The organism is Paenibacillus sp. FSL H8-0332 (assembly GCF_037963835.1).
Lineage (GTDB): Bacteria > Bacillota > Bacilli > Paenibacillales > Paenibacillaceae > Paenibacillus_AQ > Paenibacillus_AQ rhizoplanae.
In genome coordinates this window covers 1,425,244-1,446,155 of the sequence record NZ_CP150145.1, presented here as the reverse complement: position 1 = coordinate 1,446,155, position 20,912 = coordinate 1,425,244, and the positions used below count along the sequence as shown (strand labels likewise).

Sequence of the window (20,912 nt, the reverse complement as noted above, 5' to 3'; positions counted from 1 at the left end):
TGTTCCACACAAGGGTTATCTCGGATGCAGCTTCTGCTGTATTCAAGATAGCCCTTATTTGATATTGTAATAGGATAAGACTATTTTCACACCGAGGGAGATTATAACATGACTGCATTCAAGCTGCTGGTAGATAAGCCGGTACATCTGGAGATGACCGGTAAATTCGTGGCCCCCTCGGCAGAGTGGATTCACTTAAGCCGGATTTTGCAGGATTATGAGCTGATTGTTATGACCGAAGGTGTGCTCTACCTGGCGGGTGACAACCAGCAGTTCGTCGTCTCCAAGGGCGAGTTCCTGCTCCTGCCTCCGCTTACCAGACAATACGGGTACAAGTCTTCAGACTGTAGCTTCTATTGGCTGCATTTTCACGCCGCGAACAGCAGTCAGACTGCGGGCTCCCCTCCGTTAACCGGCGGCAAGGAAGAATATGTAATTCACTTGCCTCAATATGGAAGCCTGCGGAATGTGGAGAAAATCATCGTGATGATGAAGCAGCTCCAGGATTCGGTGCGGAGCTATGATCAGACGGCGCTCAATAACTATATGTCTACCGTTATTCTGTGCGAGCTGTACAGCCAGACCCTTCCAACCGATGCCGATCCGTTCAAAAGAACCAAGCAGGAGCAGCTCTACAACGATATTGTGGACTACATCAAATGGAGCCGCAGCGAGCATATTAAGGTATCCCAGATCGCCGCCTATTTCGGCTATAACGAGAAGTATCTCTCCCATCTGTTCACCGTCATCTCCGGGATCTCCCTGAAGCAATATATTCTGCAGCAGAAGATGGAGCTGGCGAAATTCCTGCTGACCGACACCAACCAGAACGTCAGTGAAGTCTCATTGCAGCTAGGGTATAAGGATTGCCATAACTTCATGAAATCGTTCAAAAAAATTGTCGGCCTCACCCCCACCGAGTTCCGCAACGCTTATGCCAAGCGTCTGCTGTTCTACGAATGAGCGTGAGAGCATGCGTCAGGTTCTGCCTCTTCTTCGCTCCCTCCACAGCCCTTCCAGAGACTAACGATTTCTCTGGAATAGGCTGTGGATATTTTTTTGAGAGCATAATGAACTTTCCGGGCTGCTACGCACTCTTATCTGTGAAAGGGGTGAGCACATGAATATAAGCCGTCTTGTCAGAGCCGCACAGCGTGGCAACAAAGAAGCATTATTAGAACTAATCCTAGCCGAACAGGACGCTTATTATCGTCTTGCCTATAGCTACATGAGGAATGAGCATGACGCGATGGATGTGATGGAGGATATGATTGTCACGCTCTATGAGAAGCTTGCGCAACTGAAGAAGAGCGAGGCCTTCTACAGCTGGAGCAAAACCATTCTGGTCAACCGCTGCAAAACCGTCCTCCGCAACCAGAACCGGTTCGTTCCCCTGGAGGAGGACGAGGCGCCGGAGCCTGCAATAGAGGCATGGACTGCAACTAACCCGTACCGCGATACCGAGTCCGAAATGGATCTGTCCGTCCTGCTCGCGCATCTGAATCCCCGGCAGCGGGAAGCGATTGAGCTGCGTTATGTCCACGATCTGCCGTATCAGACCATTGCCGATATTACCGAAGCACCGGTCGGCACGATCAAGTCCAGAATTTCGCAGGGGATACAGAAACTAAAAGCTATGATTGGAGGTGACCGTTATGAGAACGATCGAGGAGAGATTACAGGAGCATCAGCAGACCATGACGCCGTCAGAACTTGAAGGCAGATTGCGGAAGGCGCTGGAGCAGGCTCCGGTTAGACGGCCGAGATCCCGGATTAGAAGAGCAAGAACATGGGTCGCCGCTTCGGCTGCGGCACTCCTGCTGACTGTAGGCGTGTATCAATATCCTGCCTTAGCTTATTACGGCGGGAAGCTGTTCAGTCAGACTGAGCTGAATACGATGGCCTTTTCTGAATTGGCGGACCACGGATACGGACAAAGCGTCAACAAAAGCAAAACTTTAGGTGACGGAACGGTGATTACCATTAACGGGGTAATTGCAGACGACAACGCCCTGACGATGTATTACAGCATTGATCCGGCTTCGGGCAGTATATATACCGGCGACTTCCCTGACGGCAACTATTCACTCCGTTACGGAGTAGATAAACTGGAAGGGTTCATGACGGATTCAGATCCCCTGGGGGGGAGCGGCGGCAGCAAGGACAGTAGCCGCTTCGAGGGAGTATACAAATTCGAGCCGGCCAGCCCCTTCTCCAGAACATTGACCGTTACCTTCAGCGAGCTGCTGGAGAACGGGAAAGTGGCACACTATCCTGTCTCCTTCAAATATGACCCGAACCTTGCCATGAAAAGCCTGCTCGTCGCAGATATTGACCAGGCTGTACCGGTGGATCAGGGAACCGTCTACTATGACACGATTACGGCTTCTCCTACGTCAACCATCGTAAAGGGACATTATAAGATGGATAATGGCGAAAATCCAAGATTCTCTGCTGTAACCAAACTGTATGTGAATGGGATAGAAATGAATTTCAGGTCTATGCGGGGTACGAATTCCAGCAAAAAGGGAGCCCCGGAATTTATAATTGAATACGATGTGTTGCCGACAGACAAGCTGCAGAGTGTTGAACTTGTACTGGATAATTTCAGCGGATATCAGAACGTAGAAGAGCCGATCTCGATGGCCTCACCCTCAGACCACTCCGTTACGGTCGGCCTGGAGAAACTATGGATTCGCAGTGTCACCAGGACTGCTGACGGTTATGATATCGTGATCGCCGGGAGACAATTCACTATGCTGGATAAGGATACTTTGGCTGTTCAAGCCGGAGGTGCCGCCGTTCCCGTCACTTCGATATCCGATTCCCGCCCGTGGGATCTCAAGAACGGCAATATCCTGTGGGAACGCACATATTCCTTCCAGACCACAGAGAAGCCGGAATTCCTGGAGATGGACGGCTTCCACTATATTAAGTTCTATAGACAGACTGTTCCGGTTCCTGTAGGGGGCAAATAAGGGCGTTTGCGCAGAATAAAGTACTGGCGACCAGCCAGCATGGCAATCCTGCACGGAATACAACAATGCGGCTCATTAGACGTGATCAATGCCAGCATCCTGCACAAATTGCAACAATGCGGTTCAATAGAAGCGGCCTATGTGAAAATCCTGCACTAATTGCAACAATGTAGCCCAAACTAGCACCGAATCGATGAAATTCCTGCAATAAGTGCAACAATGTGCCTCAGCCAGTAACAAGTGTAGAAAATTCCTGCAATAAGTGCAACAATGCGGCTCAATAGGAGCTGCCAGCGCGGAAATCCTGTAACTGCAACCGCAAGGTCCAGTTACAGCCCCTCTGTTCCTATATCCTATTGCCGCAGCTCAGCACCAAAAAGTCCCGCTCCCCCAGAGGGTTGCGGGACTTTTTGCATTTCACTCTATGCAGCCGTTAACCAACCCTCGGAGCGGCCTTCAACGGAACTCCGCAGTGCTGCGTGCTATCCTACTCTCTTCCCGACTGAACTCTGCCCTACTTCACGCCATCCCTCACCGGCACCCCGAAATCCGGCGTACCATCCGCGTTCCAGCGCAGGCGCTGGGCACGGGTGTGGCGGTTCGGGTCGTAGAGCGGGTCTCCGGTAATCTCCTTATAGTTGCGGGCATGGTAGATCAGCACATCTTCGCCGTTCTCGTCCACTGTGAAGCTGTTATGACCCGGGCCGTACTGCCCGTTCTCCTCACTGGTCTGGAACATCGGCTCTGGATGCTTAGTCCAGGATGCAGCGTCCAGTAGATCGCTGTCCTCGTCTGCGGTAAGCAGTCCCAGGCAATAGTTGTGATCGGTGGCGCTGGCCGAGAAGCTCATGAAGATCCGGCCGCCCCGCTTTAGCACCGCAGCGCCTTCGTTTACCTTGAAGCCGATGACCTCCCAAGGATACTCCGGTGTTGAGATCATCGTCTGCGGACCCTTAAGTGTCCAGCCGTTCTCCATGGCTGAGATATACAGGTTGGAATTTCCGTCAATCTCAGGGTCCTTTTGCGCCCATACATAGTAGTGCACGCCCCTATGCTCGAAGGTTGTAGCGTCCAGGGCGAAGGATTCCCAGGCGGTTCTCACCTGCCCCTTCTCCGTCCACTCTCCTTCCAGCGGGTTCGCTGAAGTATTCTCCAGAGCGTACATCCGGTGGTCGAACAGCCCTTCCTTTGTCTCCGTAGTCCGGGCCGCCGCGAAGTATATGTACCATTTACCATCGATGTAATGAATTTCGGGTGCCCAGATATTGGCGCTGAGCGGGCCGCTCTCATATTTGCGCCAGGCGACTACCGGCTGTGCATCCCGCAGCCCCTCAATCGTTAACGCTCTGCGTACTTCAATCCGGTCATATTCCGGCACAGAAGCAGTGAAATAGTAATAGCCGTCGGTATGCTTGTATACCCAGGGATCTGCGCGCTGTTCGACAAGCGGGTTAGTGTACTCTCTATTTGTATTCATTATGGTTTCTCCTTTGGTCTTGTCTCTGTTAGCCCTTCACTCCGGAGATGGCAACAGATTCAATAATTTGCTTTTGGAAAACAAGGAAGATAATCAGCATCGGCAGCAGGGCAATAATCGAAGCCGCCATAATCAGCGGATAGTCCGTCTGGATCGCATAGGTCGCATTGAAGTTGGCGATAACCAGCTGGAGGGTCTGCTTCTCCGGTGAATTCAGATAGATAATCGGAGACAGGTAGTCGTTCCAGATGCCCATGAACCACAGGATCAGCTGTGCAGCCACCGCCGGCTTGATCAGCGGGAAGGTAATCGAGCTGTACAGGCGGAAATACGAGCTTCCGTCTATTTTGGCCGCTTCGATAATGGCATTCGGCACACTGCTCAGGTATTGCCGCAGGAAGAAGATCATCACGATATTGCCGAACAGGCCAGGAACGATCAGCGGCAGCAGCGTGTCAATCCAGCCCAGCTTCGAGAACATGAAGAACTGCGGAATCATGACTGCCGGATACGGAATCATCAGGGATGAGAGCATCAGCAGGAATATTTTATTTTTACCCGGAAACCGTAATTTGGAGAAGGAAAACGCCGCCAGACTGGAGGTGAACGTACCTACGACCGTTACCGTGACGGCGATAATCAAGCTGTTCTTGATCCCGCTCAGCAGCGGCCCCGCCTCCCAGATCTCACTGTATTTATCGAAATGGAACGGCCGGGGAATCCACACCGGAGGCAGGGCGAACACATCCTGCTTATCCTTGAATGAGGTGGACAGCATCCAGAGCAGCGGGCCGATCATGAACACCGCGCCGATTAAAAGTAGAACAAAGATAATGCTATGGGTAACTCTTCTTCTGCTCGTCATATTTATGGTCTCCTCCCTCTTCAGTTAATCGACATCGAACGATTGCTTCTCGTTCATTCGGAATTGGATAAGAGTCACAACAAATATGAACACGCCGAGGAATACCGCCATAGCAGAGGCATAACCCATCTGGAAGTTGCCGAAGGCTTTTTGCCAAATGTAGAATACCACGGAGGCCGAAGCATATTCGGGTCCGCCTGTAGGGGTCATAATGTTCATCTCGGTAAAAATTTGCGATCCTCCAATAATGTTGGTCACGATGATGAAAAACGTTACCGGGCGCACCATCGGCCAGGTGATATGCCAGAAGGACTGGAAGCCATTCGCTCCATCCAGCTCCGCCGCTTCATAATAAGATCTGGAGACACTCTGCAGCGCCGCCAGATAGAGCAGCATCGTATAACCGAGGCCCTTCCATACCGCCATAATGATCAGCGCCGGCTTGACCGTATATTTATTCGCCATCCAGTTCGGCCCGCTGATTCCGAACAGATCGAGGAACTGGTTGACGAGACCATAATCACCGTTATAGGCCCAGTTCCACATGATCGATACTGCGGCCAGAGAAGAAATGACCGGAACATAATAGATGACCCGGAACGCGGTAGTCCCGGGCACCCCCCGGTTAAGTCCAAGCGCCAGCAGCAGCGCCAGCGTAATGCCGATCGGAATGCCAAGCATCATGAACAAGGTATTGAATAAGGCCTTATGGAACAGCTCATCCGACCACAGATCCGTGAAGTTGCCGAGGCCGATGAAGTTCATCTGGCCGAGTCCATCCCAGTCCGTGAATGATCCATAGATCGAATAAATCATCGGGTACAGCGTAAAGATCAGCAGTCCCAGCAGCGGAGGCAGGATAAACAGAAATCCGTAAATTTTCTCCTTGCGATACAGACCCAACTTAGCGTTCATTAGAATCACCTCAAATTCGGATAGTCTATAACTTTCCCCACAAAGTGATGCATCAGCTCCGATGAGTATTCAGATACTTTGCGGGGTCCCCAAAATATATACAAGTTCATCTCAGAATAAAGTGATGCCGGCCCGCTGTTACAGGAGACCGAGCATCACTTTGTATGCTAGATAAGAACGATGTTACAGCTTATTTCTTGGATTTCGCCTCTTGCTCGACCGCTTTATCCAGCAGCTTCTGCATCTTCGGCTGTTCCGCCTTCACATACTCCTCCGGGGTAACCTTGCCGTCAAGCACCGGCTGGATGTCCGTGTAGAACAGGTTATACCATTCAGCATTGTACGTGTAATGGCCAGGCAGCACCCGTCCGTATTCATTCACGACCTGGAGGAATTCTTCTTTATTCGCCGGTTTGGTCGTAGTATCAGCGGCCCATTCCTTAGCCATATCCATCAGGTTCGGGATTTGCACCTTAGCCTTCACCAGCGCTTCCATTCCCTCCTTGGAGGCCGTCAGATAGTTGATCAGATCCACGGCTTCATCGGGATGCTTGGTTTTGGCGGAAGCACCGATACCGAGTGAGCCGGTCCATGTAGCGGATTTGCCGGTGGAGCCGGCAGGATAAGGAATCAGGTCATAATCGAAGGGAAGCTTTTCGTAAGTGCTCATATCCCATGGACCTACAGGGAAGAAGGCCATTTCACCTTTCATCCAGCGCTGGTAGGTATCTAGAGTCTGTGCTTGTTCCGTGGACGGCGTAATGCCGTATTTAAGCTGCATATCAGTGAAAAATTGCAGGGCTTCGATAAACTTCGGATCATCAATCGTAACCTTGGTCTTGGTCGCATCCAGCCAGTCCGCCCCGTTGCTCCAGACGAAGGAAGGCAAGGCCCACTGCACGTTGAAGCCTGCGCCGAATTGATCCAGCTTACCGTCTCCGTCCTTGTCAATGGTCAGCTGCTGAGCGACTTTGATGAATTCATCCCAAGTGTAAGGTTTGTCTTTGTCCGGCAGCGGGATACCCGCAGCTTCGAACATGGCCTTGTTATAACCGAGCGCAAAAGGGCCTACATCCTTAGGCATCCCGTACAAATTACCTTGCCCGGCCATCGTGCCGTCGTAACGGTACAGATCCACGCCGTATTTCCAGATGTTATTCAAATCAATATTAGGATTCTTCTCTACATAGCTGGTCAGGTCCAGCAGCACGCCGCTGTTCACATAAGCCTTCAGGTCACCGGATTCAAAATAGAATACGTCCGGAACGCTGTTCCCCGTAATAGAGGCCTTCAGCTTAGTGGCATATTGATCTGCCGCAGTTACAACCATCTTAACCTTGACGTTCGGATGATCGGCTTCATATTTTTTTACAACACCTTCATAGGCCTTCTGCTCATCGGTTCCCCCGCGGAACATGAACGTGAGATTCTTGGTTTCCTTGGAATCCTTGCTGCCGGCATTCGCCGTAGCTTTGCTTCCGCTATTGCCTCCGGACGATGCATTGTTCTTCCCGCCGCAGCCTGTAAGTACAACCGATACCATCAGAACCAACGACAGCAGTGTGAACCAGCCCTTTTTCTTTAACACTGTAACCCCTCCTAGAATTTGCTGAGCAATTCAATTGATACAATCTATATAGAAGAACTAGGGAACCTCACCGGCTCTGTTAGTTCAAGCTACCGCATGATGTACTATGTTTCACACTTTAATCAAATAATTGAGAAACAATTGAATGTATTCGCTTACAGGTATAAAATAGCATATATAAAGTTCAGTGTAAATATAAAAGTATAAATCTTTTTATATTTGTTCAAACTAAATGATGTTTATTGTCTTTTTACTGAAAAAAATCATTTATTATTGACTTAATGGCGCATTAAGTATTCATACTTATATAAAATAAACAGCCTTCAACTTTAACTTTTAGCTTAAATTTAATTGTTTTTCAAGAATAAAGGCAGAATACTTTCCTTTTAGGGTTGATTAGTTTATAATTTTATAAAATAGTTTTGATTCTCATGACCTCAGTGGAAGAAGGTACCCTAAATATGATTTATATCAAAGATCTGATGAGCGGGATTGATATCTTCAAGGCGCTCAGCTCGGAAATCCGCATCCAGATTCTTGAGCTGCTGGCGACCAATCAGGCCCTGAATCTCAATGAAATTGCCAAGAAGCTCAATCTCAGCAACGGGGCTATTACGATGCATATCAAGAAGCTGGAGGAGAGCGGCTTAATTGAGATTAATACTGCCGTAGGCAAGCATGGAATTCAGAAGGTCTGCTACCTGAATAAGGATAAGCTGATGGTGGATCTGCGCAGCAAGGATGTGGATAATCTGTATGAGGTCGAGATTCAGGTGGGCCATTACAGTAATTATCAGGCTGTTCCGACCTGCGGTCTGGCTACCAAGGACAGCATCATCGGCGATTTCGACGAGCCGCGTTACTTCGCCGATCCCCAGCGGATCGATTCCGAGATCATCTGGATGGCCGAAGGCTTCCTGGAGTACCGCATCCCTAACTATCTCAAAGCCAACCAGACCTTCCGGGAGATCCAGTTCTCCATGGAGATTGGCTCAGAGGCTCCCGGGTTCAGCGACAATTACCCTTCGGATCTGTACTTTTATGTGAACGGCATCGAGATCGGCTTCTGGACCAGCCCCGGAGACTTCGGTGATGTGCGCGGCACCTTCAACCCGGACTGGTGGCCTCCCCACCTCAATCAGTACGGCATGCTGAAGCTGATCCGCATCAATCAGGAGGGCAGCTTCATTGACGGCTGCCGCATCTCCGACATCACCTTGGACGACATTAAGCTGGATTACCGAAGCGAGCTGACTTTCCGTATTGCCGTCACGGACAAGCCGGTCAACAAGCGCGGATTGACCATCTACGGCAAGCATTTCGGCAATTACAGCCAGGATCTGCTGGCGCGTGTACTCTACAATGTGCATGAGGTCGAAGACCCTACCGGCCGGGCAACCACCGCGGGAGTGGCAGATTGACCGTTTAGGACGTGCAGCCGCTTCCCTGCCGCCGCTGACATAAACTCGAAGTATAATTGTCCCTTCTGTAACCCACACTAACGAATGTCTTTCAAACTACCGTGAGGGAGTGTTTCGAATGCGTGAAGGGTTAATACCAGCCGTACTAGGGACCGTAGTTACTGCTTCGAGTGCAGCTTTTCTGGGGAGCAGATATAAGATCGCGGCAACCGGCATTCTTGGATTTGGTCTGGCGCATATTGTACTCGGCACCATCGATTTGTTCGAACACCGGTAAGCATACTTGGAAGATGGCCGGACCGTATCCTTCGGATAGGGTCCGGTTTGCTATGTCATGCAAGCCGAAGCGGTTACTCACCTCGCGCCTGCCGATTGTATGCTGTTTTTCACATACAATCTGGTCCATACGTCTTATAAGCGCCTATTCTATGCTGTTTTCCACATACATTTGGTCCATGTACCTTAGCAGCGCCTAGTGTATGTTGATTTCCACATACATTTGGTCCATACTACGCCTTAGAAGCGCCGGTTGTATGCTTTTTTCCACATACATTTGGTCCATATCAAGATCAAAGAAGGCCCTTACCCAATTTCGGGTAAGGACCTCCATACTACCTCAACCATATATGAAGCTCTAAAGAATTTAACGAAAAGCAAAAAGGAACGGAGGGGAAATTTGGAACTCTAGGAGCGGCAGCGTCCGCCTTTGTCTCCGGATGTTATCCGCTAATAGCGGTACAATTCAGAACATCTGGAGACAACAGCGGCCGTAAGTCCAAATGTTCTCCGCAGTGACGATTATGCTTCAAGTTCAAGTTCTCTGTAGCAGCTTCATTTCACAGCCACATAGAACAGCCGCTGCGCCGAATCATCCGCCGCCACCCACTTGAAGTCCGCATAAACCGACACCTCGCTGAATCCGGCGGCTAGCAGCTCCTGCTTCATCCACTCCGGGTCATAGGCACGCTGGGTATGAGTCTCCTCGAACCGCCGGTACGTGTCTGAGCGGCCCTCCTCACGGGCAAAGATGGACAGGTGATGCTCAATCTCCCGGCGCGGCTCATCCAGCTCACAGGTCCAGATATAGGAGATGTCCGGCTCATCCAGCACAAAAGGCTGCTCTTCCTCATAGCGGATCAGCGTGTTCGGATGATGCACATCGAACAGGAAGGTCCCGCCTGGCTTCAGTCCGTCATACGTACTGGAGAACACAGACCGGATGTCCTGCTCCTCCAGCACATAATTCAGGCAGTCGCAGAAGGAGATGACGGCATCTACCGGCTCCGGCAGCTCCCATTCCTTCATGTTCTGCTGAACCCACTGCACACTGCCCTCCCGCAAAAAGCGCCGGCCCTGCGGCTGCTGCTCCAGCTTACGTTGGGCAACGGACAGCATGTCCGAAGAAAGATCAATCCCCGTCATGTGATACCCTGCCCCCGCCAGCGGAATCGTCAGGCTGCCGGTACCGCAGCCGAGTTCGGCTACCGTGCGCGGCTTGCCGTATTTGCCCCATGCCGTCTCGGCAAAGGCCAGCCAATCCGGATACGGCATATCCGCCATAAGCGCATCGTATACATAAGCAAATTTGCCATAGGAAGACACTGCGTACACCGCTTTCTCTATACTATTGGTTGTCAGAATCGCTGTCCGGTCCGGCCTGCTCCTCTTCGCGGGCAGCCAGATAGGTCCAGTTCTCCTTCTGGACAATCAGCCCTTCCTTCATCAGCTTGCCGAGCGCACGCTTGAACGCTGATTTGCTGATGCCGAAGCGCTGCTTGATAACATCGGGAGGCGTAGCATCCGAATACGGCATTCCGCCGCCCGGACGGGAGGCCAGGAAGTCGAGCAAGGCCGCCGAATCCACATCACGGCCCACTTCCTTGCGGTGGCCCATGCTGAGGTTGACGCGGCCATCCTCACGGATATGCGCCACGCGCGCTTCAATCACTTCACCCAGACGCAACAAGCGGGCACGTTCAGAGGAGTGGACCATACCGATGATGCCGAAGCCGAGCACACCGGCGTCTACAAGCACGAAGGTGCCCATCTGCAGCGGCTTGTACACCCGGGCGGTGACACTCTGCCCCTGCCAGGACTCCGGTGCAGGCAAGGCCAGCGGCGCGAGCTCCTGCTCTCCGGCCAGCTTGGCACGAAGACGTCCCTGCTTGTCATGCTCCATAATTGCGAAGACCTTGTCGCCAATCTGCGGACGCAGCTCCACTAGCTCAGGAAGCTCACTGAGCGGCAGCAGCAGCTGCCGTCCAAGCCCCATCTCCAGGAAGCAGCCCAGCCGTGGATGGATATCCGCCACCTCAAGCAGCGCCATCTCACCAAGCGTCAGATACGGCTTTTTCATCGTAGCCGCAGGACGGTCCTCGGTATCGAAGAACAGGAATACCTCCACCTTGTCGCCGATCTTCGGCTTGCTGCCCACAAGCTCGGTGTAATGAAGCATGATATCCTGGTCGCCTGCGCTCAGGAAGTACCCGTAAGGGGATACCTCCCGCATCACTTCAAGCGTAACCGTAGTTCCTGCAATCAGACTCATACCGTCTCCACGACCTTGGCATCCGACCACAGACGCTCAATATTGTAATATTCACGTTCATCGCGGTGGAAGACATGGACAATCACATCGCCAAGGTCCATCAGTACCCAGCGCGCCGCATCCATCCCCTCGATGCCTTTAATCATTCCGCCAGCTTCATGAACTACCTTACGTACCTCAGTGGCAATCGCCTGAACCTGGGTATCGGAATTACCGTGGCAGATGATGAAATAATCGCTGATCGGCGACACACTGCGCAGATCCAGGGCCACCACGTTCATTGCTTTTTTATCCTGAACGGCGTTCAACGCCAGCTCAAACAGCTTGTTTGATTGTACACTCATAGTTTATCCTCCAATGTTCTTACTAAATCGTTGCGCGCCAGTACCGTAAGCGGAAATACGATCCGGCGCTTCTCCAGCAGCAGGCCGATGGTGGAATCCAGTCCTGCAATCAGCCCTTCCTCCAAGCTGACCTTCGATAGCCTGCGGATCTCCTCCACACCAGGGAAGTCCCGTCCAGGCTCAATATAATCAGCCAGACAGACGATCCGCTCCAGCAGGCTCATGTTCTCCCGGCCCGAGGTATGATAACGGATCGCGTCCAGCACCTCAGTATCCTGAATGCCATAATCATGCTCGGCGGTATAAGCACCAACCTCGGCATGCCATAGCTGCTTGTCATATTTCAAAAGCTCGGCGGATAATCCATTCTGTTCAATGATCTCCCGCATCCGTTCTACCGGCCAATATTTGGCCACATCATGCAGGATGGCTGCGGTCTCTGCCCGCTGCGGGTCAGCGCCATAACGCTGCGCCAGCTTCACAGCGGACTCCATCACACCGAGTGTATGCTTCCAGCGTTTGTCCGGCATCTGGCCGGATACCGCCTCAATCAGCGCTTCACGGCTGTACTCCATACAATCCACTCCTTTGAACATATTCATACACAGCATCAGGCACCATATAGCGGATCGACTTTCCTTCGGCGGCCCGGGCTCTGAGCATGGTAGAGGAGAGATCGACCAGCGGCATATCCGCCAGCAGCACTCTATCGGCAATGAACTCCGGCAGCAGGCCCAGATCCAGCGGAGTGCCCGGACGTCCGACACCGATGAAGGTCAACCGCTTCACCAGCTCTTCGATCCCCTGCCACTTGGGCAGATACTGAACCATATCCGCACCCACGATGAAAAAGAACTCATGCTGCGGATATTCCTCCTGCAGACTGATTACCGTCTCCAGCGTATAGGATACTCCGCCCCGCACAATTTCCCAGTCGAGAATGCCAAAGGAAGGGTGATTCTTCACCGCCCCCTCCACCATTGCCAGCCGCTCTTCACCGGTTGCCCCGGCCTCATGCTTATGAGGCGGGATATGCGAAGGCATGAACCAGACCTCCTGCAGACCGTAGCTCTCGCGCGCCGTCTCTGCGGCCATCATATGACCGATATGCAGAGGATCGAAGGTACCTCCCATTATGCCTACTCTCAAGAGGTCAACCTCCTATCTGGGAAGCTCAATCGTTTTGTTGTCGCGTGATTCCTTGTACAGAACGATAGTCTTGCCGATAACCTGAACAAGCTCCGAACCGGACTGCTCGGCAAGCGCGGCACCAATTTCCTTGGGATCATCAGCGTTGTTATTCAGTACACTGATCTTCATCAGCTCGCGTTTCTCAATAGCTTCTTCAATGTGACGGATCAGATGATCGTTTACGCCGCCTTTGCCAACCTGAAATACAGCATCCAGATGATGGGCCAAAGAGCGCAGATAACGTTTTTGTTTGCCTGTTAACATAAATGTGAAAACTCCTTAATTAACATATATTATTACCCTTTTCAGTGAAAATCATTTGCCCGGCACCTGGCCGAGACAATCTGCAATAGTCTGCCGCATAATCGCTGTGGGAGCTTCAAGTCCCGTCCAGTACTCCAGGGCGTAAGCGCCCTGGTATACGAACATGCCCAGCCCGCCGTGAACGGTGCAGCCGCGCTTCAGGCTCTCTGTAAGCAGCCGGGTATGCAGCGGATTATAGATCAGATCGCTGACAATCATCCCTTCATGCAGCCCGGCCGGATCGATCGGCATGTCCTCCATATGCGGATACATACCTACCGATGTCGTATTGATTACGATATCCATGCTGCCAAGCACGCCGGGAACGGCATCCATCCCTGCTCCTGCTATGCTGCCCCGGCTGCTGAAGCTATCTGCCAGCTGACAAGCCCGTTCCTCATTACGGTTCGCAATCAGGACCAATGCCGGCTGCTCCTTCAGCAGCGCCGAGACAATCCCTCTGGTCGCACCGCCGGCTCCAATCACCAGAATACGGGTGCCGGTGAGATCCGGCGCAGCCTCAGCTTTGAGCGAGCGGACATATCCGATGCCGTCCGTATTGAAGCCGGTCAGGATACCCTTGTCATTGACGATGGTATTTACTGCGCCGACATCCACCGCACTTGAATCAAGTCGGTCCAGATACTCCATCACCGCAACCTTATGCGGAATCGTTACATTCACGCCCCGGAAGCCAAGGGTCCGTATTGCCTGCACCGCATCGCCCAGCTTGTCCGGCGTAATGTGCAGCGGCACATACGCACCGGAGAGACCGAGCGCCTGGAGCGCCGCCCCTTGCATCAGCGGGGATTTGGACTGGGCAATCGGGTCACCCATCACGCCCAGCAGAAGCTCCCCGTGACTCTGCGTGTTCCTGCCTGTCTCAGTCATGTCGCCCTCCTCCTGTACAATTAGATCAGCGAAGGACGGGTAAGTACCTTGACGCCGCGCGGTACATGGACAGCGATGACCGCCCCGGCTGTACCATTCACCTTGATCCAGCCCAGGCCGGAGATGAACAGGTCCGTCTCACTATTCCTGGCAATGCGGAATTCATGGCGCTGCCACTTCGGCAGCTTGTCCATGTCGGCAGTTGCCGGCGGAGACAACATTTCGCCCCGGTGGTCCTGATACAGGGAATCTGCACGCTCCAGCTTCGTGCGGTGAATCTTCAGGGTCCCGCTGATGAAGCAGGTGAAGGACTGGCGTTCTCCCTGGACGAAGTCGAAGCGTCCCAATCCGCCGAAGAACAGCGACTGGCCTTCATTCAGCTGGTAGACCGCAGGTTTGAGCGGATTCTCGGGCATCACTGCAGCCAGATCCTTACGCTCGACCAGCTCGCTATACCGCCACGGGTACACGATTCCCGGTGTATCAATGATGGAATGGCCGTCGTCCAGCGGAATTTTGACCATATCGAGGGTCGTGCCCGGATAACGGGAGGTCGTCAGCTCCTCTTCCAGGTCACTGTAATCGGAGATCAGCCGGTTAATCAAGGTGGACTTGCCTACGTTGGTAGCCCCGACGACATAGACATCACGTTGTCCGCGGAGCTCCGTAACCACTTCCAGCAGACGGTCGAAGCCCTGATTGCGCTTCGCGCTGACCAGAACTATCTCCGCCGTGCGCAGTCCCTCTTCCTTGCAGCGCTGCTGCATCCAGTTACGCAGCCGGTTCCAATTGGTCACCTTCGGCAGCAGATCGATCTTGTTCACCGCCAGAATGACCTGATTATTGCCGACAAACCGCTGCAGACCGGAAATCAGACTGCCTTCGAAATCGAACAGATCCACAATATGGATCACCAGTGCATTTTTCTCCCCTACTCCGCTGAGCAGCTTCAGGAATTCATCCTGATTCACCGATACGGAAGAGGCTTCATTGTAATTCTTGATCCGGAAGCAGCGCTGGCAGATCACCGGCTCCCGTTCAAAGGCAACCTCCGGGATATAGCCGGGAAGCTCCTTGTCCACGCTCTGGAGCTTAATGCCGCAGCCGCTGCATTTCTCAGGCCGCCCTGTTTCATCGTTCATTGCATTCATTAAGATTTATCCTCCTCTTGCCACAATCCTTGCTTCCGCAGACGGGTCAAGGCAATCTGCTCCACTCTGCGGTTAATTCTTGTACCTATGCCTTCATCCTTGACGGAGATCGGCAGGACGAGTACCGTGAACAATCCCAGCCGGTTGCCGCCGTATACATCAGTGAGCATCTGGTCGCCGACGACAATCGTCTGCTCCGGCCCCAGCTCCATCAGCTTCATAGCCCGCAGGAACGGAGAATTGCTGGGCTTCTTGGCCTGATGTACGAATTCAATATTCAACGGGGTCGCAAAACGCGATACCCGGTCCATATTGTTGTTGGACACGATCACTAGCTTGAAGCCCAGCTCCTTCACCTTCGCGAACCAGAGCAGCAGCTCAGGAGTAGCCAGCGGCGCCTTGGCGCCGACCAGCGTATTATCCAGATCCGTAATAATTCCGCGGTACCCCCGGCGATACAGCTCTTCCAGACCGATATCAAACACCGTGTTTACCCGGAGCTTGGGGACTAATCTTTCAAACAATACCTTCACCTCATTTTCATGCAGGAAACTTGTAACCCGGCTCTATAGGACTGCCAAAATCCAGGGTCCGGCAGCATTACATCACCCAGGAGCATTACTTGCCGGACTTCTTGCTTTTTCGCAGCCGCAAAGCTTCAGTATACACGCTGTGCCAGTCTTTGTCTTCAATAACCTCAGGGCTGTAATTGGCCCGCTCGAACATCTTCAGCAGTGCAGCAAGGCTGCCCGCTGATTCCGGGCGTTCCACGCTCCACCGTGCTACGGATTCGCGCAAGGTTTCATGCTCTTTCTTCAGCATACCCTTCCTGCGCATATACCTTACCCAGCGCTCCGTTTCTATGACAACTTTTTGCGCCGGAGTGGGCTGGCCGCCGAGGCGCATACGGGTGAACAGGAAGCGCAGGCTCAGCCGGCGCTGCCAGATGAGGAATAGGGTCCAGAGCAGGAGTACAGCCGCTGCTCCAGCCACTGCCCAGGTGCCGGGATGGAATCCGGAAGAGTTGTCCGTCTGGCCCGATGCCGCCGGTTCAAGCTCCTCCGGCTCCTCTTCCTGAACTTCAGGCTGGTCCGGATTATCCTGCTCACTCTGCGTCAGCACCGGAACATCGAAGCCGGGCGTTGCCTCTACAGGTACCCATCCGTAATCGCCGAAATAGATTTCGGCCCAGGAGTGGGCGTCCGCATTGGTAATCGTGTAGTTGTTATTCACATAACCGGCAGCGCCCTGCTGAAGCATTACGCTATCCGGAATCTCGGCCTGCTCCCCGGGAGCATACCCCTTCACCCAACGGGCCGGTATATCCAGTGACCTCGCCATAGTGACAAGCGCCGTGGAATAGTAATCGCAGTATCCCTCCTTAATCTCAAACAGGAAGCTCTCGACCATGTCCTTGCTTCTGGCCCGTGAGGTATCCGGCTGATTCGTATAAGGGAACGATGCTTGCAGATATTGCTGCAGCAGGATCGTCTTCTCGTAAGGAGTCTGCGCTCTCGCCGTAATCTCCTTGGCCAGCGCGCTCACCCGCTCAGGATAGTTATCCGGGAGCTGAAGATACTGCGGGTCGATATTCTTGTTGCTGTAGAGCTGCTCGAAGGTCTGCATGCTCAGTTCCTTAAGGGGAACCACCGGCACCTCCGAGGTTACCACATAGGTCTGCGGGTAAGCTCTTGTTTTGCCTCCGGGATTCCACAGCAGTTCACTGTCTTCACTCCGCCAGGACAAGCCGCTGCTCTTTTCCTGCCCGTCCACCGAGTCTACCCCCGAGATCGAATAGCCGCCGAACAGAACCGGATAGCTGTTCCCTCCGAGCAGCTTGACGGTCTGCTTGAGCGTACGGGTCTCCGTCTTGGAGGCGGCAGCACGTTCCAGCGGCTCGCCCACCTCCACCTCGTTATGCCTTCCCCGGCCGGAGGTATCATCATCTGTCCAGCCTTTGCCCGAATACACGCTGCGGATCTCGCCGCGCATATAGGTGCGCAGATCGGAGGTCACTTGCATGACCGGCGAATAATCGAAGTTGAAGCCCCCGCCCAGATTGTCATCGTTCAGGCTGTAGCCCGAGGTCGTCCCGTTCGCCGCTGACCCGCCGCTTGCGCTGTCCCCGTTACCGGAGGAGGGTCTGGACGAGACGGAGTTACCGTTCCACTTTTGCCAGGCGGTATACGGGTCGGTTAAGGTTGGACGCACGCCCGGCATATTCACCCCGGCAAGGATGACCAATGAGAAAATGATCGCTATATTCAAGACAACCTTCATCGGATACCTCAGCATATAGGTCCAGCCCCGCGGATAATGCAGCTGGAAATTCCTCAGATGCTGTGTGACCAGCCAGCCCATACCGGCAAAGACCGTCCAGGCTACCTCCTGCCACATTACCGCTGTCGTGAACGAATCCAGCGCGGCGAAGGCCGTGATATTCATCGCGATGAACATCAGAATCCGCACCTTGCCGTTCACCCACCAGGCGGACACAAGCAGCAGCGCCCAGGCCCCCAGCGCAAACCAGATGTACGGAATCATCGAGACCGCTATCCCGGGCAAGCGGTCAAGAAATGACGGCAGCAGCGGATCAGGAATGTAGATTCCGTAACTGATAATAACGTTGTAGATAATAAATAGGACTGCCGCGCCTTCCAGCAGAATGCGGTACACTCTTTTGAACGGAAAAATGATTTCAATAGCTGTTACGGCCAGCAGGGTAAGCGCCACAGCTAAGGTTGTCTCTTGCAGCCAGAAGGGCACCGTATAGGACACCCACTGCATAGCGATAATGCTCACCCATAGCAGCGTCAGCCCGTGATGCCATGAGGATCGGATTGCCTGAAACCAGTGCTTCATCGGACAGAATCACCTCCTAGTACCGCAGGAAGCTCCTGAAGTGTGCTGATGCTATGTCCGGTAACTCCATGCGAGTGCAGAATATTCTGCCACTCTCCGGCCCGGTACTTCCCGGAAGGATGAAGAACATGAATGTGGGAAGGGGTCATCCCCCGGTTCTCCGCCCAGTGCAGCGTATCCAGCACCACTCTGCCGCTCTGCGGACTAATCAGTACGAAATACGATCCCTTGGGGAACATCCGCTGGACACTCTCCAGTCTGTTAATCAGCGGCCCCTTGCCTTCTGCGTTGATGTCAATCAAATACTGAATCATCTTCTGCCGCTCGGCATTGCCTTCCGCCGGACTGAACACCTTATTATGCTTATCCAGACAGCACAGGCCGATGCCGATCCGCTCCCGGATGCCAAAGCCGAGTAGGGAAGCGGTAATCGAGACCGCCAGCTCGAATTGTGCGGAGTTATAATAGCCGCTGGAGGTACCGTCCAGCACCAGAATGGTTCTGGGAACGGATTCATGCTCGAATTCCTTGGACTTCCACTCGCCGGTCTTCGCCGTAGCATTCCAGTGAATGCGCGTCAGCCGGTCGCCATAGACATAATCACGGACACCGTTGATCTGCGTGGTCTCGCGCCGGGATTGAAGCAGCGATACCTGCGGCCCGGACAGGCGCGCCTTGCGCTCATACAGCTGCCAGCGCGGCACCACGACCGCCCTGGGCATAACCCGGAACTGGCCTTCTGCCTTGAAGGTTCCTTTGTGCTCCATCAGACCGAAGATATCCTCGCTGAGAATATCCGTATTCTCAAAAGAATAACGGCCCCGCTCCAGCAGCGGCGTCTGGAACAGCAGCTCGCCCCGTCCGCCCATGTTCGGAATCAGGCTCTCCTCGAACACCCAGGACTCTCCGTTATGGCGCTTCAGAATTTCCCTTACGATCACGTAGGGCAAAGGCAGAAATCCCGGAATCGTCACGTCCAGCTTCACTTTTAGATACCCCCCGGCGTAAAGGAGATCCGGCTTGTCCTGTTCCGAGTAGAAGCTGCGTGAGCCTCTGGCCCGCCGGACCCCTTCAAGACCGCCAATGAACAGATACAGAATGAGCACAGAGACCATGATGAACAGCATGAACGAGGTTTTGCCGCCCTGAAACAGCACGTAGAAGAGTGTGATGACCCAAATCGCCAGAACCCCCATGAACTTCCTCAGCTGAACCGCAGCGGCAGCCCGCGTAAGTAAGGCCCTCATCTTATTGCCTCATGGTTACAGGCACGTTAATGCTCTGAAGCAGCTTCTGGAGCAGGGAGTCCATGCTGACATTGTCCAGGCGTGATTCCGGCCGCAGCAGAATACGGTGTCCCAGCGCATACGGGGTCAGGGTCTTCACATCATCAGGCAGCACATAATCCCGTTCCTGTAGAAAAGCGTAGGCCTTGCAGGCCATCATGAATGATAACGATGCCCGGGGGCTTGCGCCCAGCAGCACCAGCGGATGCACCCGCGTCTGGCGGACCACATCCAGCAGGTAGTTCAGCACCGGTTCGCTGATGAACACATCGCGAATCTCCTCCTGAATGGCAGCAATCGTCTCCATGCTGGTTACAGGAGACAGCCTGTCCACCGGCTGGCCCTGCTGATGGGTTAGCAGCAGGTTCTTCTCGGTATCGGCATCCGGGTAGCCCAGGCTGATCCGCAGCATGAAGCGGTCCAACTGCGCTTCGGGAAGGGTATAGGTTCCCTCGAAATCTATCGGATTCTGGGTCGCGCAGAGCATGAACGGATGCGGAAGGGGATAGGTCTCTCCATCGACCGTAACATTGCGTTCTTCCATTACCTCAAGGAGCGCGGACTGGGTCTTGGTGGTCGCCCGGTTGATCTCATCGGCCAGCAGAATATTGGTCATCACCGGCCCCGGACGGAAGTGGAACATCTCATCACGCGGATGATAGACGGATACGCCGGTAATATCACTCGGAAGAATATCCGGGTTACACTGGATGCGCCGGTATTCACCGGACATCGAGCGGGAGAGCGCGCGGATCAGCTGGGTTTTGCCAGTCCCCGGAACATCCTCAATCAGGACATGTCCGCCTGCTAACAGAGCCGTCAGCAGCAGTTCTATTTCAAAGCTTTTACCGAGAATACAGGATTCCAGATTAGTGCGGACAGCGTTCATAATTTGCGTGGATTCTTGACGTACGGGCATGTATGTTAAACCCTCCTATATCAGAATAAGCAGTAATATATACATTTTACATGATAGGAGTACCGAAAGTACATGTTAGGCCAAGTGAATTTGTAGAGCCGCATGCCAGATTTGTCCAAAAGAAACCCGCATCAGGCGGCGTAACCCTTCTTCATATAAAAAGGGACCGCCAT

21 protein-coding genes are annotated in these 20,912 nt (G+C 53.2%); 5 read left to right on the top strand and 16 right to left on the bottom strand.

Annotated features, from left to right (window positions below):
* Positions 1-108 precede the first annotated feature (108 nt).
* From NST43_RS06340 to NST43_RS06330, 3 genes are all read left to right on the top strand, one after another.
* A complete protein-coding gene (locus NST43_RS06340) occupies positions 109-963 on the top strand; it encodes an AraC family transcriptional regulator (protein WP_209993795.1) in 855 nt (284 codons plus the stop codon).
* Between the two features lie 157 nt (positions 964-1,120).
* Positions 1,121-1,717, top strand: coding sequence for a sigma-70 family RNA polymerase sigma factor (locus NST43_RS06335; RefSeq protein WP_339223182.1), 597 nt, complete (start codon positions 1,121-1,123; stop codon positions 1,715-1,717).
* Positions 1,656-2,978, top strand: coding sequence for a DUF4179 domain-containing protein (locus tag NST43_RS06330; protein WP_209993797.1), 1,323 nt, complete (start codon positions 1,656-1,658; stop codon positions 2,976-2,978). The genes NST43_RS06335 and NST43_RS06330 overlap by 62 nt, the downstream gene beginning before the upstream one ends.
* Before the next feature lie 514 nt (positions 2,979-3,492).
* Here the strand turns inward: NST43_RS06330 and NST43_RS06325 are convergent.
* From NST43_RS06325 to NST43_RS06310, 4 genes are all read right to left on the bottom strand, one after another.
* Entirely contained in the window at positions 3,493-4,455 is a 963-nt protein-coding gene (locus tag NST43_RS06325; RefSeq protein ID WP_339223179.1) for a family 43 glycosylhydrolase, read from the bottom strand.
* A 28-nt stretch (positions 4,456-4,483) separates the two neighbouring features.
* A complete protein-coding gene (locus NST43_RS06320; RefSeq protein WP_209993862.1) occupies positions 4,484-5,326 on the bottom strand; it encodes a carbohydrate ABC transporter permease in 843 nt (280 codons plus the stop codon).
* An 18-nt stretch (positions 5,327-5,344) separates the two neighbouring features.
* A complete protein-coding gene (locus NST43_RS06315; RefSeq protein ID WP_209993799.1) occupies positions 5,345-6,235 on the bottom strand; it encodes a sugar ABC transporter permease in 891 nt (296 codons plus the stop codon).
* A gap of 190 nt (positions 6,236-6,425) precedes the next feature.
* The gene (locus tag NST43_RS06310) at positions 6,426-7,823 is read right to left on the bottom strand and encodes a sugar ABC transporter substrate-binding protein (protein ID WP_339223177.1); all 1,398 of its coding nucleotides are present in this window, start codon (positions 7,821-7,823) and stop codon (positions 6,426-6,428) included.
* A gap of 461 nt (positions 7,824-8,284) precedes the next feature.
* On the opposite strand from NST43_RS06310, the gene NST43_RS06305 reads away from it, so the two are divergent.
* Both NST43_RS06305 and NST43_RS06300 read left to right on the top strand, forming a co-directional pair.
* A complete protein-coding gene (locus NST43_RS06305; protein WP_339223176.1) occupies positions 8,285-9,244 on the top strand; it encodes a winged helix-turn-helix transcriptional regulator in 960 nt (319 codons plus the stop codon).
* A gap of 118 nt (positions 9,245-9,362) precedes the next feature.
* On the top strand, positions 9,363-9,521 hold the full coding sequence (locus NST43_RS06300; RefSeq protein ID WP_036697952.1) for a hypothetical protein: 159 nt from the start codon (positions 9,363-9,365) through the stop codon (positions 9,519-9,521).
* Between the two features lie 554 nt (positions 9,522-10,075).
* Here the strand turns inward: NST43_RS06300 and NST43_RS06295 are convergent.
* The 12 genes from NST43_RS06295 to NST43_RS06240 form a co-directional block, all read right to left on the bottom strand.
* Complete coding sequence (locus NST43_RS06295; protein WP_339225351.1) at positions 10,076-10,846, bottom strand: class I SAM-dependent methyltransferase; 771 nt, start codon at positions 10,844-10,846, stop codon at positions 10,076-10,078.
* 22 nt (positions 10,847-10,868) lie between these two features.
* Positions 10,869-11,792, bottom strand: coding sequence for a S1-like domain-containing RNA-binding protein (locus NST43_RS06290; protein WP_209993801.1), 924 nt, complete (start codon positions 11,790-11,792; stop codon positions 10,869-10,871).
* Positions 11,789-12,136 (bottom strand): ribosome silencing factor, encoded by a 348-nt coding sequence (gene rsfS / locus NST43_RS06285; RefSeq protein WP_209993802.1) that lies wholly within the window; start codon positions 12,134-12,136, stop codon positions 11,789-11,791. Before rsfS ends, NST43_RS06290 begins: the two co-directional genes overlap by 4 nt.
* Positions 12,133-12,711: a bis(5'-nucleosyl)-tetraphosphatase (symmetrical) YqeK gene (gene yqeK, locus NST43_RS06280; protein ID WP_339223173.1), complete on the bottom strand. Its 579-nt coding sequence runs from the start codon at positions 12,709-12,711 to the stop codon at positions 12,133-12,135. Before yqeK ends, rsfS begins: the two co-directional genes overlap by 4 nt.
* Positions 12,695-13,285: a nicotinate-nucleotide adenylyltransferase gene (locus NST43_RS06275; protein ID WP_209993804.1), complete on the bottom strand. Its 591-nt coding sequence runs from the start codon at positions 13,283-13,285 to the stop codon at positions 12,695-12,697. Before NST43_RS06275 ends, yqeK begins: the two co-directional genes overlap by 17 nt.
* 12 nt (positions 13,286-13,297) lie before the next feature.
* Positions 13,298-13,591 (bottom strand): ribosome assembly RNA-binding protein YhbY, encoded by a 294-nt coding sequence (gene yhbY / locus NST43_RS06270; protein WP_036697934.1) that lies wholly within the window; start codon positions 13,589-13,591, stop codon positions 13,298-13,300.
* A 51-nt stretch (positions 13,592-13,642) separates the two neighbouring features.
* Complete coding sequence (gene aroE / locus NST43_RS06265) at positions 13,643-14,521, bottom strand: shikimate dehydrogenase (protein WP_339223170.1); 879 nt, start codon at positions 14,519-14,521, stop codon at positions 13,643-13,645.
* A 20-nt stretch (positions 14,522-14,541) separates the two neighbouring features.
* Entirely contained in the window at positions 14,542-15,663 is a 1,122-nt protein-coding gene (gene yqeH / locus NST43_RS06260) for a ribosome biogenesis GTPase YqeH (RefSeq protein WP_209993865.1), read from the bottom strand.
* 8 nt (positions 15,664-15,671) lie between these two features.
* A complete protein-coding gene (locus tag NST43_RS06255; protein ID WP_209993806.1) occupies positions 15,672-16,196 on the bottom strand; it encodes a YqeG family HAD IIIA-type phosphatase in 525 nt (174 codons plus the stop codon).
* 94 nt (positions 16,197-16,290) lie between these two features.
* Positions 16,291-18,534 carry a transglutaminase domain-containing protein gene (locus tag NST43_RS06250; RefSeq protein ID WP_339223168.1) on the bottom strand — a complete coding sequence of 748 codons (2,244 nt, stop codon included), beginning with the start codon at positions 18,532-18,534 and terminating at the stop codon, positions 16,291-16,293.
* Positions 18,531-19,781, bottom strand: a complete 1,251-nt coding sequence (locus tag NST43_RS06245; protein WP_339223167.1) for a DUF58 domain-containing protein — start codon at positions 19,779-19,781, stop codon at positions 18,531-18,533. Before NST43_RS06245 ends, NST43_RS06250 begins: the two co-directional genes overlap by 4 nt.
* Position 19,782: 1 nt before the next feature.
* Positions 19,783-20,739 carry a MoxR family ATPase gene (locus NST43_RS06240; protein ID WP_209993809.1) on the bottom strand — a complete coding sequence of 319 codons (957 nt, stop codon included), beginning with the start codon at positions 20,737-20,739 and terminating at the stop codon, positions 19,783-19,785.
* Positions 20,740-20,912: the final 173 nt, after the last annotated feature.

Coding starts and splice junctions, on each gene's coding strand:
- NST43_RS06340 (WP_209993795.1), top strand. CDS start 109: ATGACTGCATTCAAGCTGCTGGTAGATAAGCCGGTACATCTGGAGATG.
- NST43_RS06335 (WP_339223182.1), top strand. CDS start 1,121: ATGAATATAAGCCGTCTTGTCAGAGCCGCACAGCGTGGCAACAAAGAA.
- NST43_RS06330 (WP_209993797.1), top strand. CDS start 1,656: ATGAGAACGATCGAGGAGAGATTACAGGAGCATCAGCAGACCATGACG.
- NST43_RS06325 (WP_339223179.1), bottom strand. CDS start 4,455: ATGAATACAAATAGAGAGTACACTAACCCGCTTGTCGAACAGCGCGCA.
- NST43_RS06315 (WP_209993799.1), bottom strand. CDS start 6,235: ATGAACGCTAAGTTGGGTCTGTATCGCAAGGAGAAAATTTACGGATTT.
- NST43_RS06305 (WP_339223176.1), top strand. CDS start 8,285: ATGATTTATATCAAAGATCTGATGAGCGGGATTGATATCTTCAAGGCG.
- NST43_RS06300 (WP_036697952.1), top strand. CDS start 9,363: ATGCGTGAAGGGTTAATACCAGCCGTACTAGGGACCGTAGTTACTGCT.
- NST43_RS06290 (WP_209993801.1), bottom strand. CDS start 11,792: ATGAGTCTGATTGCAGGAACTACGGTTACGCTTGAAGTGATGCGGGAG.
- rsfS (WP_209993802.1), bottom strand. CDS start 12,136: ATGAGTGTACAATCAAACAAGCTGTTTGAGCTGGCGTTGAACGCCGTT.
- yqeK (WP_339223173.1), bottom strand. CDS start 12,711: ATGGAGTACAGCCGTGAAGCGCTGATTGAGGCGGTATCCGGCCAGATG.
- yhbY (WP_036697934.1), bottom strand. CDS start 13,591: ATGTTAACAGGCAAACAAAAACGTTATCTGCGCTCTTTGGCCCATCAT.
- aroE (WP_339223170.1), bottom strand. CDS start 14,521: ATGACTGAGACAGGCAGGAACACGCAGAGTCACGGGGAGCTTCTGCTG.
- yqeH (WP_209993865.1), bottom strand. CDS start 15,663: ATGAACGATGAAACAGGGCGGCCTGAGAAATGCAGCGGCTGCGGCATT.
- NST43_RS06250 (WP_339223168.1), bottom strand. CDS start 18,534: ATGAAGCACTGGTTTCAGGCAATCCGATCCTCATGGCATCACGGGCTG.
- NST43_RS06245 (WP_339223167.1), bottom strand. CDS start 19,781: ATGAGGGCCTTACTTACGCGGGCTGCCGCTGCGGTTCAGCTGAGGAAG.
- NST43_RS06240 (WP_209993809.1), bottom strand. CDS start 20,739: ATGCCCGTACGTCAAGAATCCACGCAAATTATGAACGCTGTCCGCACT.